The sequence below is a fragment of the Limnobacter sp. genome (assembly GCF_964228395.1).
Taxonomy (GTDB): domain Bacteria; phylum Pseudomonadota; class Gammaproteobacteria; order Burkholderiales; family Burkholderiaceae_B; genus Limnobacter.
This window is the reverse complement of record NZ_CAXQZX010000023.1, coordinates 1-12,527: the sequence shown is the minus strand read 5'-3', so window position 1 is coordinate 12,527 and position 12,527 is coordinate 1. Positions and strand designations below refer to the sequence as shown.

General features: G+C 57.0%; 10 protein-coding genes and 1 pseudogene. 2 read left to right on the top strand and 9 right to left on the bottom strand.

Annotated elements, in window-relative coordinates:
- Nucleotides 1–222 precede the first annotated feature (222 nt).
- Both ftsH and ACEQU8_RS01935 read right to left on the bottom strand, forming a co-directional pair.
- The gene (ftsH, locus tag ACEQU8_RS01940; protein ID WP_370261100.1) at nucleotides 223–2,121 is read right to left on the bottom strand and encodes an ATP-dependent zinc metalloprotease FtsH; all 1,899 of its coding nucleotides are present in this window, start codon (nucleotides 2,119–2,121) and stop codon (nucleotides 223–225) included.
- A 149-nt stretch (nucleotides 2,122–2,270) separates the two neighbouring features.
- Entirely contained in the window at nucleotides 2,271–2,903 is a 633-nt protein-coding gene (locus ACEQU8_RS01935; protein WP_370261098.1) for an RlmE family RNA methyltransferase, read from the bottom strand.
- Between the two features lie 26 nt (nucleotides 2,904–2,929).
- Between ACEQU8_RS01935 and yhbY the strand changes: the two are divergent.
- Nucleotides 2,930–3,229 (top strand): annotated as a pseudogene (gene yhbY / locus ACEQU8_RS01930) (ribosome assembly RNA-binding protein YhbY); the annotation flags it as partial.
- 85 nt (nucleotides 3,230–3,314) lie between these two features.
- On the opposite strand, the gene ACEQU8_RS01925 reads toward yhbY, so the two are convergent.
- From ACEQU8_RS01925 to ACEQU8_RS01900, 6 genes are all read right to left on the bottom strand, one after another.
- Nucleotides 3,315–3,785, bottom strand: a complete 471-nt coding sequence (locus tag ACEQU8_RS01925; protein WP_370261096.1) for a DUF4149 domain-containing protein — start codon at nucleotides 3,783–3,785, stop codon at nucleotides 3,315–3,317.
- Nucleotides 3,786–3,800: 15 nt separating this feature from the next.
- Nucleotides 3,801–4,277, bottom strand: coding sequence for a transcription elongation factor GreA (gene greA / locus ACEQU8_RS01920; RefSeq protein ID WP_370261095.1), 477 nt, complete (start codon nucleotides 4,275–4,277; stop codon nucleotides 3,801–3,803).
- A gap of 80 nt (nucleotides 4,278–4,357) precedes the next feature.
- Nucleotides 4,358–7,588 carry a carbamoyl-phosphate synthase large subunit gene (gene carB / locus ACEQU8_RS01915; RefSeq protein ID WP_370261093.1) on the bottom strand — a complete coding sequence of 1,077 codons (3,231 nt, stop codon included), beginning with the start codon at nucleotides 7,586–7,588 and terminating at the stop codon, nucleotides 4,358–4,360.
- Nucleotides 7,589–7,660: 72 nt separating this feature from the next.
- A complete protein-coding gene (gene carA / locus ACEQU8_RS01910; RefSeq protein ID WP_370261092.1) occupies nucleotides 7,661–8,836 on the bottom strand; it encodes a glutamine-hydrolyzing carbamoyl-phosphate synthase small subunit in 1,176 nt (391 codons plus the stop codon).
- 131 nt (nucleotides 8,837–8,967) lie between these two features.
- A complete protein-coding gene (locus tag ACEQU8_RS01905; protein ID WP_370261091.1) occupies nucleotides 8,968–9,846 on the bottom strand; it encodes a bile acid:sodium symporter family protein in 879 nt (292 codons plus the stop codon).
- 45 nt (nucleotides 9,847–9,891) lie between these two features.
- Nucleotides 9,892–10,839, bottom strand: a complete 948-nt coding sequence (locus tag ACEQU8_RS01900) for a LysR substrate-binding domain-containing protein (RefSeq protein WP_370261089.1) — start codon at nucleotides 10,837–10,839, stop codon at nucleotides 9,892–9,894.
- Between the two features lie 90 nt (nucleotides 10,840–10,929).
- Between ACEQU8_RS01900 and ACEQU8_RS01895 the strand changes: the two genes are divergently transcribed.
- On the top strand, nucleotides 10,930–11,181 hold the full coding sequence (locus ACEQU8_RS01895; RefSeq protein WP_370261087.1) for a hypothetical protein: 252 nt from the start codon (nucleotides 10,930–10,932) through the stop codon (nucleotides 11,179–11,181).
- A gap of 236 nt (nucleotides 11,182–11,417) precedes the next feature.
- Here ACEQU8_RS01895 and ACEQU8_RS01890 read toward each other — a convergent pair.
- Nucleotides 11,418–12,527, bottom strand: a 1,110-nt coding sequence (locus ACEQU8_RS01890) for an acyl-CoA dehydrogenase (RefSeq protein ID WP_370261086.1), incomplete at its 5' end; no start/stop codon positions are given.

Below are 12,527 nucleotides of genomic sequence, written 5' to 3'. Positions count from 1 at the left end.
TTTGGAGGGCGGGCCTCAGTTCAGGCGAGGCTCAGGGAGGGATCAACAGATTGGCCGTCGCAAAGGGGCATGGTCCTGCTTGCTTCAGGGAGCAAGCGAACAATCACAGCCAGCGCAACAAGCCGCATGGACCTGCTTGCCTCAGGGTGCAAGCGATACAAAGGCTGCCAAAAAAAACCGCCAGTCTGGCTGGCGGCTTTTCACTTCAACGGTAGGCAGCAATCAAGCTGCTGGCGCAGGCTGGCTGTTGGGGCTGACTTTCTCCCCACCTCCGCTGCTTGGGCTGCCGCCCGTGGGGGGCGTGCTGCCGCCGGTTGAAGGTGGCCGTGGGTCCTTGCCTTCCATGATGTCGTTGATTTGATCGGCATCAATGGTTTCCCACTCCAACAACGCTTTGGCCATGGCATGGGCTTTGTCACGGTTTTGGTCCAGAATGTCCCAAGCCACTTTGTATTGCGCGTCGATGATCTTGCGAATTTCGGCGTCCACTTTCTGCATGGTCTGTTCAGACATGTGGGTGGTCTTTGTCACCGAGCGGCCCAAAAACACCTCGCCTTCGTTTTCGGCGTACACCATGGGGCCCAAGGCGTCGGTCATGCCGTAGCGGGTCACCATGTCGCGTGCAATCGATGTTGCGCGTTCAAAATCGTTCGATGCGCCAGTGGTCATCTGGTTCATGAAGATTTCTTCAGCAATACGACCACCGAACAAGACCGAAATGGTGCTGAGCATGCGCTCTTTGTCCATGCTGTAGCGGTCGCCTTCAGGCAACTGCATGGTCACACCCAGCGCGCGGCCACGTGGAATAATGGTGACCTTGTGAACCGGGTCGGTTTTGGGCATGAGCTTGGCCACAATGGCATGACCCGATTCGTGGTAGGCCGTGTTGCGGCGCTCGTCCTCGGGCATCACCATGCTCTTGCGCTCTGCACCCATGATGATTTTGTCTTTGGCTTTTTCAAAGTCCACCATTTCAACCACGCGACCATTGCGGCGTGCGGCAAACAGGGCGGCCTCATTCACCAGGTTGGCCAGGTCAGCGCCAGAAAAACCAGGCGTGCCACGGGCCAAAATGGACGGATCAACATCGGGCGACATGGGCACTTTGCGCATGTGCACACGTAGAATCTGCTCACGACCGCGAATGTCGGGCAAGCCCACCACCACTTGGCGGTCAAAACGACCGGGGCGCAGCAAGGCAGGGTCCAACACGTCGGGGCGGTTGGTGGCGGCAATCACGATAATGGCCTGGTTGGTCTCAAAACCATCCATTTCGACCAGCATCTGGTTCAGGGTTTGCTCGCGTTCGTCGTTACCACCGCCCAAGCCTGCACCGCGCTGGCGGCCCACGGCATCGATTTCATCGATAAAAATAATGCAAGGCGCCTGCTTTTTGGCCTGCTCGAACATGTCGCGCACGCGGGCAGCGCCCACACCCACAAACATTTCTACAAAGTCGGAGCCCGAAATTGCAAAGAATGGCACCTTGGCTTCGCCCGCAATGGCCTTGGCCAGCAGGGTTTTACCTGTACCGGGCGAGCCCACCATGAGCACACCGCGGGGAATGCGGCCACCCAGTTTTTGAAACTTGCTGGGGTCTTTCAGGAAGTCCACCATCTCTTGAACGTCTTCTTTGGCCTCATCACAGCCAGCAACGTCGGCAAAGGTGACCGGGTTGGTGCTTTCGTCGAGCAACTTCGCGCGGCTTTTGCCAAAGCTGAATGCGCCGCCCTTGCCACCGCCCTGCATTTGGCGCATGAAGAAAATCCACACACCAATGAGCAACAACATGGGGAACCAGCTCACGAACAGGCTCATCAGCAGGGATGGCTCTTCTTCGGGCTTGGCACGCACTTGCACGCCATACTTCAGCAAATCGCCCACCATCCAGATGTCGCCGGGCGAGTACACAATGCGCTCGCGGTCGTCGGTGGTTAGCGCCCGTACGGTGCGGCCATCCACGATCACGCTTTTGATGCGCCCAGCCTGAGCGTCTTGCATGAACTCGGAATAGGTCATTTCGCTGGAGCGAACCTGCTGCCCTTCAAACTGCTTGAACACAGTGAAAAGCACCAAGGCCACCACCAGCCACACCGCTGCTTTGGAAAACGAATTATTCAATGCCACTTCTCCTTGAGATACCCAACCCACCTTGTTCAGATAAGGCCGGAATTCCCATTTTAAACCCAAGCTCTACAACTTCGCCATCGCTGTATTTGATGACGGGGATTAAGTTTGCTTATGACCCAACCTTGGCCCCTCGGCAAACCCTATTTAAGACCTTTGGCCAGCAAAAAGGTTTCCCGGGAACGGTCCCGGGAGGCCTTGGGTTTGCGAGGCGCCACGGTTTTAAACACCTGTTTCATTTGGTGCACAATGCCGCTGTAAGCCGATCCGTGGAAAATTTTCATGATCAGCGCCCCGTTGGGTTTCAGGTGATTGACGGCAAACTCAATGGCCAGTTCGCACACATGCTCGATTCGGGCAGAGTCTGCAGAAGCCACGCCCGATAAATTGGGCGCCATGTCGCTCACCACCAGGTCGAGCTTCTCTCCTTCCAGGCGCTTGTTGAGTTCTTCCAACACTTCATCGTCCCGAAAGTCGCCTTGAATGAACTCAACCCCGGCAATTGGCTCCATGGGCAGCAGATCCAGTGCGATAATACGGCCATTGATCACGCCACCCGGCCCCACCAACGCCTCTCGCAACACCTGGGACCAGCTTCCGGGGGCGCTGCCCAGGTCGACCACCTTAATGCCCGGTTTGAGCAAGCCTTCGGGCTCGGCAATTTCCTTCAACTTGAAGGCAGCACGCGCCCGGTAGCCCGCATTGGTGGCCATTTTGACGTACGGGTCGTTGATGTGATCATGCAACCAGTTTTTGTTTACTTTCTTTTTGCCCACAACACACCCAAATAAGCAGACTAACCATGACGGACACCGCGATTACACTCACCCCCGCCGAAAAAAAGGCACTCAAAGCACAGGCCCATGCGCTGGACCCAGTGGTGCTAATTGGCGACAAGGGCCTCACCGAAGCGGTGTTAAAAGAAATTGAAGTTCACCTTAACGCACATGGTCTGATCAAAGTGCGCGTGGCTGGCGACGACCGCGATGCCCGCATTGAGTGCGGCCAGGCGATTTGCGAACATTCCGGCGCCGCGCTGGTTCAACACATTGGCAAGTTGCTGGTGTTGTACCGCCCAAAAGCTGAAAATGCCGACAAAACCAAGGCAAAGCCACGTCCAAAGCCCAAGGCACCACGTCAAACCAAGCGCCAGTTCAACGCCAAAGACTAAACCAGGCGGCTACACCTTACTGAGCCGCCGCTTTCACCCCGTAGCGGCCCAAACCCCACACCAGCGCGCCTATCATTTTGACCGAATACAGCACGCTGGATACGGCGTGCATGTTCCCAAACTTTGAACGCAACGCTGAAAGTTCTTGCCCCTCGGCCGTGGCCATGGCTTGACGCATGCCATCCATCACCGGGTGCAGCCAAGCCAGCTCGACCACACACACCGCCACAATGAGCACCATCAGCGCATTTAATTTGGTGCTGGCGCGCATTTGCGAAAATACATTGGGCAGCACCAGCAGCACCACGCTAACAAACACCGAGAACCAGGTGAGCATGTAAAACAGGCGCCCCGCCACCAAGCCCGCCTCGGGACGTGGCAACCATTTAAACAGGCCTGGGGCAACCAAAATGGCCATGAACCACAAGGCACCCAGCCAAATGGCCCAAAGTGCCAGCTCTGCTCCCCGAATGCCGCGACCTGCCATGCTTGCTTTACCTCATTAGATGTAACGGACTTCCAACACTTCGTATTCGCGCACACCGCCCGGGGCCTGTACATGGGCCACATCACCCTCATATTTGCCAATCAGCGCGCGTGCAATGGGGCTGGAAATCGAGATCAAGCCAGCCTTGATGTCAGCCTCATCGTCGCCCACAATTTGGTACTCCACATCATCGCCGCTTTCCAGATCTTCCAGCTTCACAGTGGCACCAAACACCACGCGCCCCTCGGCATCCAAGGTGGAGGGGTCAATGATTTGCGCATTGCTCAGTTTGCCTTCAATTTCTTTGATGCGCCCCTCAATAAAACCCTGCTTCTCTTTGGCGGCATCGTACTCGGCGTTTTCAGACAAATCACCCTGGGCACGAGCCTCGGCAATGGCGTTGATCACCGCCGGGCGATCCACGGTTTTCAGGCGATGCAGCTCAGCCTTTAATTTTTCTGCGCCTTTAACGGTCAATGGAATGGTGGGCATAACTCAATGTTCCTGCAAATGGAAAGCCGCCTGTTAGCAGCAACGCGCTAAAAGACGGCTTGGGGGTTCAGACAGTCGGCTTAGGCGGAGAGTTCCGCGTGCAGGCTTTGAACGCTGTAAACGTCCATCTTGTTGAGGTGCTTCATGCCCTCAACCGCAGCCAAAGCACCAGCCATGGTTGTGAAGATCGTAACACGGGAAACCAGCGATGTGGTCCGAATGTAACGGCTGTCATTGATGGCGCTGCGGCGCTCTTCAACCGTGTTAACCACCAGTTGAACCTCGCCGTTTTTCAGCATATCCACAATATTGGGACGCCCTTCCAGCACCTTGTTCACCACGGTGCACTCCACACCCGCCTCGGAAATGGCGGCAGCAGTGCCTCGGGTTGCAATCAGCTTGAAACCGAGTTCTTCAAGACCCTTGGCCAGTTTGATGGCGCGTTTTTTGTCTTCGTTTTTAACCGAAATAAACGCTGTGCCAGCCTGTGGCAGCTTGACGGATGCGGCCAGTTGCGACTTCACAAAGGCTTCGCCAAAGCTGCGGCCCACGCCCATCACCTCGCCTGTGGACTTCATCTCGGGACCAAGAATGGTGTCTACGCCGGGGAACTTCACGAAGGGGAATACCGCCTCTTTAACCGAGTAATACTTGGGCACAGGGATGTCGGTGACGCCTTGGTCCGCAAAGGTGCGGCCAGCCATGCAACGGGCGGCAATTTTTGCCAATTGCTTGCCCGTGGCTTTGGAAACATAAGGCACCGTGCGCGAGGCGCGGGGGTTGACTTCCAGCACATACACCGTGTCGTTCTGGATGGCAAATTGCACGTTCATCAGGCCGATCACGTTCAAGGCCTTGGCCATCAATTCAGACTGGCGCTTGAGCTCTTCCACCATGTCAGCCGACAGGCTATAGGGTGGCAGGCAGCAGGCAGAGTCGCCGCTGTGTACACCGGCTTGTTCGATGTGCTCCATCACGCCGCCAATCATCACGGTGTGGCCATCGCACAGGGCGTCCACATCCACTTCGATGGCGTCGTTCAAGAAACGGTCCAGCAGCACCGGGCTGTCGTTGCTGACCTTCACAGCCTCGCGCATGTAGCGCTCCAGGTCTTTTTGCTCGTGCACAATTTCCATGGCGCGGCCACCCAGCACATAGCTTGGGCGCACCACCAAGGGGTAGCCGATGTCTTGCGCGTGGGCAATCGCTTCGCCCTCGGTGCGGGCGGTGCGGTTGGGCGGCTGGCGCAGGTTGAGCTTGCTCAACAACTTTTGGAAACGTTCACGGTCTTCCGCAATGTCAATGCTTTCTGGGCTGGTGCCGATGATGGGCACGCCATTGGCCTCCAAGGCTTTGGCCAGTTTCAGCGGTGTTTGGCCGCCGTACTGCACAATCACACCCACGGGTTTTTCGATGGCCACAATTTCAAGCACGTCTTCGAGGGTGAGCGGCTCAAAATAGAGGCGATCTGAGGTGTCGTAGTCGGTAGAAACTGTTTCCGGGTTGCAGTTCACCATGATGGTTTCAAACCCGTCTTCGCGCAGCGCCATGGCGGCATGCACGCAGCAGTAATCGAACTCAATGCCCTGGCCAATGCGGTTGGGACCACCGCCCAGCACCATGATTTTTTTGTTGTCAGTGGGTTGCGCCTCGCATTCCTCTTCGTAGGTGGAATACATGTAGGCCGTGCCGGTTTTGAATTCTGCCGCGCAAGTGTCTACGCGCTTGTAAACAGGGCGCACATTGTGCTGGTGGCGCAGTTTGCGAATTTCTGCCTCAGACACATCCAGCAAATAAGCCAATCGGCGGTCAGAAAAGCCCTTGCGCTTGAGCAAGCGCAGCACCGGCTCGGTGAGGTCGGCCAGGGTTTTGGTTTCCAGCTCGAGTTCGGTGTCCACGATGTCTTTGATTTGCACCAAAAACCATGGGTCGATTTTGGTGAGCTGGTGTACTTCTTCAAGGGTGAAACCCTTAGCAAAAGCGTCGCCCACGTAAAAAATACGCTCCGGGCCCGGTTCGCCCAGTTCGCGTTCGATCACTTCGCGGTCTTCTGTTTTTTGGTTCAGGCCGTCCACGCCCACTTCCAGGCCACGCAGGGCTTTTTGGAAGCTTTCCTGGAAGGTGCGGCCCATGGCCATCACCTCGCCCACACTCTTCATTTGCGTGGTCAGGCGGTCGTCGGCTTGCGGGAATTTTTCAAACGCAAAACGTGGAATTTTGGTGACCACGTAATCGATGGAGGGCTCAAACGACGCGGGCGTCAGTCCGCCAGTGATGTCGTTCTTGAGTTCATCCAGGGTGTAACCCACCGACAACTTCGCAGCCACTTTGGCAATGGGGAAGCCAGTGGCCTTCGAGGCCAGCGCGGAAGAGCGCGACACCCGTGGGTTCATTTCGATCACGATCATGCGACCATTGGCCGGGTTGATCGAAAACTGAACGTTGGAGCCGCCTGTGTCTACGCCGATTTCGCGCAGAATGGCAATCGAGGCATTGCGCATCAACTGGTATTCGCGGTCGGTCAGGGTTTGAGCCGGGGCCACGGTAATGCTGTCGCCAGTGTGTACCCCCATGGGGTCGAGGTTTTCGATGGAACACACAATGATGCAGTTGTCTGCGCTGTCACGCACCACTTCCATCTCGTATTCTTTCCAGCCAATCAGGCTTTCTTCGATCAGCAGCTCGTTGGTGGGCGAGGCTTCAAGACCGCGGCGGCAAATGGTTTCAAACTCTTCTGCGTTGTACGCAATGCCGCCACCAGTGCCACCCAAGGTAAAGCTTGGGCGAATAATCACCGGGAAGCCATTGGAACCCACCTGCTCGGCAATGCTGCGTTGCACTTCCAGGGCCTCTTCCATGGAGTGCGCCACACCGCTTTTGGCGGAGTCCAGACCAATTTTGGTCATCGCATTTTTGAACTTCAGGCGGTCTTCGGCTTTTTCAATGGCCTCTTCTTTGGCGCCAATCAGTTCAACGTTGTATTTGGCCAGTACGCCATGTTTGGCAAGGTCCAAAGCGCAGTTCAGCGCGGTTTGACCGCCCATGGTGGGCAGCACGGCATCGGGGCGCTCTTTGGCAATAATTTGCTCTACCACCTGCCAAGTAATGGGCTCAATGTAGGTGACGTCGGCCATTTCTGGGTCGGTCATGATGGTGGCCGGGTTGCTGTTGACCAGCACCACGCGGTAGCCCTCTTCGCGCAAGGCCTTGCAAGCCTGGGCGCCAGAATAGTCGAACTCACAGGCTTGGCCAATCACAATGGGGCCAGCGCCGATGATGAGGATGGTGTTCAGATCGTTACGCTTTGGCATAACTTCCCTTTAATTTTTAAAAATTCAAAACAAAACCGCGCGGTGCAACTGCCCTGCACCACAAGCCCCCGCTTAACGCTTGGCGGCTTGCATGTCTGCGATGAATCGGTCAAACAACTCGGCCAGGTCGTGCGGGCCGGGGCTGGCTTCGGGATGCCCCTGGAAGCAGAATGCCGCGCGATCGGTGCGCTCCAGCCCTTGAATGGACCCATCAAACAGGGACACATGGGTGATGCGCAGGTTGGCGGGCAGGCTGTTGGGGTCAACGGCAAAGCCATGGTTTTGGCTGGTAATGGCCACACGCTTGGTTTTCAGGTCTTGCACCGGGTGGTTGGCACCATGGTGGCCAAATTTCATTTTCATGGTTTTGGCGCCACTGGCCAGGGCCATCAGCTGGTGGCCTAAGCAGATGCCAAACACGGGCAGCTTGGTGTTGTCCAACACATGCTTGATGGCAGAAATGGCGTAGGTGCATGGCTCGGGGTCGCCGGGGCCGTTGCTTAAAAACACGCCGTCAGGGTTGAGGGCCAACACTTTGTCAACGGGGGTTTGGGCTGGCACCACGGTCACGCGGCAGCCGCGCTGCGCCAACATGCGCAAAATATTGCGCTTTGCGCCGTAATCATAGGCCACCACATGCAAGGGGCGTTCACCAGTCTGGAAGTGAGGTTCCTCAGAAGCCACGCCCAGGGTCCATTCGCCCTCGACCCACTCATGGGGCTCTTTGCAGCTAACCACTTTGGCCAGGTCCATGCCAGCCAGACCGGGAAAGCCGCGGGCCAGCTCAACAGCGCGTTCGGCGCTGAACGCCTCGCCACTGCCCTCGGTAAGCAAACAGCCATTTTGAGCACCCTTTTCGCGCAGAATGCGGGTGAGCTTGCGGGTGTCAATGCCAGCAATGCCGGGCACGCCGTGCTTTTTAAGGTAATCGGCCAAAGGCTGGGTAGAGCGGAAATTGGACACCAGCTCTGGCAGGTCTTTGATGACCAAACCCGACAAATGCACGCCGGCTGATTCTTCATCTTGGGGATTGGTGCCCACGTTGCCGATGTGCGGGTAAGTTAGCGTAACGATTTGGCGGCAATACGAGGGGTCGGTCGCAATTTCTTGGTAACCGGTGAGCGAGGTGTTAAACACCACTTCGCCCACTTGTGTGGTGGGTGCGCCAAAGGATACACCCTCGAACACAGTGCCGTCCGCGAGCGCGAGCAAGGCGCGCGGGTGTGCGCTTGCAACTAATTTTGACAAGGGAAACTCCAGTTGGGTGCGACAAAGCCCGGGGAACCGATAAGCCCCCGCGCAGGCGTTTGCCTGGGAATTGTTTAGCTAACCAAGCATTATACCTGCAAAAGGGGCTTTCAGCCAGCCCGGTGGTGCGCTCAAGGTGCGGGCGTTGCCGCCTCACGGGCTATGCGCCGGCCATACCAACACAACACAGCCACCGTGATGTACATCAGCAAACCGTAAACCGCCACAGGCAGCGCCATTTCGGCGCTTTGCAACAGCGACAAGGCGATGGTGAGGCCCAAGGTTGAGTTTTTCACACACATCTCGATGGACACGGTGAGGCTGTCTTGTTTGGTGAGCCCAGTTAAGCGCCCACCCAACATGCCAATGGCCACCGCGCCAATATTCATCAACACCACGGGCAGCCAAGCCTGCTCAAACCAACTCACGATGCTGTCGCGCTCTGAAACCATGATAAGCACAATGATGGCGATGAGCACAAACATGGCGAACTTGTTGATGGCGGGCTCGAATTTTTGCGACAGCTCAGGCTTCTTGGCCCGTATGAACATGCCCAACATGACTGGAATAATCACAATGACCATCATGGTCACCAAGGTCTTGATGAATGGCAACTCCAACTGGGTGGATTCCCCCAAAAACCAGTGCAATGCATAGGCCATGTAAAACGGAATGGTGAGCACCGTTAAAAGGCTGGCGATGACGGTGAGGGTAATGGACAAGGCCAGGTTGGCCTTGGCCAGGTAGGTGAGCACATTGGAGGTGGTACCACCCGGCATGGTGGCGGTTAATACCAGGCCTGCTGCCAGCACCCCGCCCCCAATGGCCCCGCCGATCGCAAAACCCAGCAAAGGCACACCCACCAATTGCAACACCGTGCCCACCACCACGCCACGGGGCTGCTGTTTAACGCGACGGAAGTCTTCCACGGTGAGGCTTAAACCCATGCCCACCATGATGATGAAAAGCGACACCGGCAAGCCGATGGTGATGAATGAGTTGCCCAGCATTGTGATTGTCTCCCGATATTTTGTTGTTATTGCCGGGTAACTTTACTACGAAACCGAAGAAAACTCCTTCTTCACCAATGCTTCCAGAAACTCGGCCACCACCCGCGTTTTCAGCGGCACCTGGCTGGTTAGCCCAGGGGGAAACACAATGAACATGGGCAAGCCGCCATGGGCTGGGTTGTCGCAATACCAGTCTTTAAGAATCTCCACCAAATCGCCGTTGGCCAGTTCGTTTTGGATCATCCACGGGGCGCTGCGCCCCACCCCCAAACCTGCGTGTATGGCTTTAACCACCATCATGGGGCTGGAGCAGGTTAACCAGTGGGTGACACGGTGTTTCTGGCTCGGGCCCTTGCCATGCTTGGGCCAGAACTCCCAGTCTTTGGCTTCACCACGCTGGGCAAATGCGATGCATTGATGGTTGACAAGGTCTGCGGGGCTTAATGGCTCACCATGCTTTTGAAGGTATGAGGGAGCGGCGTACATTTTTCGCCAAATGGTGGCAATTTTTTTGGCGCGCAGGGTGGAGTCGCTCAATGGCCCCACCCGCAGGGCCAAGTCCAGCCCCTCTTCAACCAACAGGGCGTTTCGGTTGGACAAATCCACCTGCAATTCCACCTCAGGGTACTTGGCATGAAAGGCGGGCAGATGGTTGGCCAAAATTCGCTCGCCCACCACCACGGGCAAACTGATGCGCACCACCCCTTTGGGCAAACCGCTTTGCAATTGGGCAATCGCATCGCGGGCCAGTTGACGCGCCTCAACCATGCGCCGCGCGTGTTGACGATAAATTTCCCCAGCCTCGGTAATTTTAATTTGCCGTGTGGTGCGGTTAAACAGCCGGGCACTGAGGTGGGCCTCCAACTGCGCCACCGCGCGGCTCACGCTGCTTGGGTTTTCGCCCTTGAGCTTGGCCGCGGCAGCAAAGCTGCCCGTGTTGGCCACCAACAAAAAGGTTTCTGCGGCTTGCAGCTCGTTGAAATTATTGCTCATGATGCACCAGTGAAGTTCATATCAATGCATTTATTTGCACTTACTGCATGAATACCATGAACTCACATCACCACACAAGGAGTGTGAATCATGAACGAATGGCCCGAAAACTTCACCGGCATGGACGTGGACGGCAGTGCAATCAACACACTGTCGTTGGCGGTTAAAACAGCGCTGTTTGCTGTGTTGCTCACCAGCTCTATCGGTTTAGCGCAAGCCGCCGGCCTGGACCACATGGCCAGCGCCCAATGGCTGGCGCTCAGTGATGCCTGGGCGGGCTGGTTTGCCGATGGCGCTGTAAGTGGGTTTGATGCTGCCGGCGCCATGGCGGCAGCCTGGTAAGGCGTGTATGCCCATTTGATGCGGCGGGCGGCGGGGCATACCGGCCCTACCGCTGCCCCACACGCTGGGGAGGCCAACGCCACCAGCACAAGCCCGCCCACCACAAAAAGCACAACGGCAAAGTGGGTAAGCAGCACAACATCGGCGAGCAGGGCGCTGGGCGTCATGTCATCAGACCAAACAAAAATCCCCTCACATTGGAGGGGATTCTTTCACAAACCAGGTGTGTTTGCCGATTAGAAGTTGGCCACGGCCATTTCTGTAACAGCTTCGAAGCCAGCCACCACGCTGTCACGCAGGCCGGGCACGGTGCTGAGCACGTGGTCGGCAAAGAAGCGCGATGTGAGGATTTTGTCGCTGTAGAAGCTATCGGTTTCGCCAGCCTTGATTTTGGCATCGGCAGCCAGCAATGCACGGGCCATTTGCCAACCCGCCACGGTGATACCGGCCAGCTTCAGGTAAGGCACGCTGCCGGCAAACACGGCGTTGGGGTTGCTCTTCATGTTGTTGCACACAAAGTCGGCCACTTCAAGCATGGCGGCGCGGGCGGCGTCCAGACGGGTGGCCACGGCCTTGGCGTGGGCGCTGCCCAGTTCGTTGAGTTGGCCCACGGTGCGGGCCATTTCAGCGGCCAGGGCCTTTACCACAGCGCCACCATCGCGGGCTGTTTTACGGCCCACCAGGTCGTTGGCCTGAATGGCAGTGGTGCCTTCGTAAATCGTCAGGATTTTGGCGTCGCGGTAGTGCTGGGCTGCGCCGGTTTCTTCAATGAAACCCATGCCGCCGTGCACCTGCACGCCAGTGGAGGCCACTTCGATGCTCATTTCGGTGGACCAGCCCTTCACCAGTGGCACCAGGAATTCGTACACGGCCTGGTTTTGTTGGCGAGTGGCTTGATCGGGATGGTTGTGGGCGGCGTCGTAAGCGGCACCAGCCACACAGGCCATGGCGCGAGCAGCTTCAACCTGGCTGCGCATGCTCATCAACATGCGCTTTACATCGGGGTGGTGAATGATGGGCACGGCTTGGTTGGCCGAACCATCTACCGGGCGGGACTGCACGCGGTCGTTGGCGTAGCGCACGGCTTGCTGGTAGGCTCGCTCGGCCACGCCAATGCCTTGCACGCCCACCTGGAAACGCGCGGCGTTCATCATCACAAACATGTACTGCAGGCCTTTGTTTTCCTCGCCCACCAGGTAACCAATGGCGCCCTGGCCCACGTCGCCTTTGTTGTCGCCATACAGCAGCACAGCAGTTGGGGAGGCCTTGATGCCCAGCTTGTGTTCAATCGATGCGCAATACACATCGTTGCGCTTGCCCAGAGAGCCATCGTCATTGACCATGAA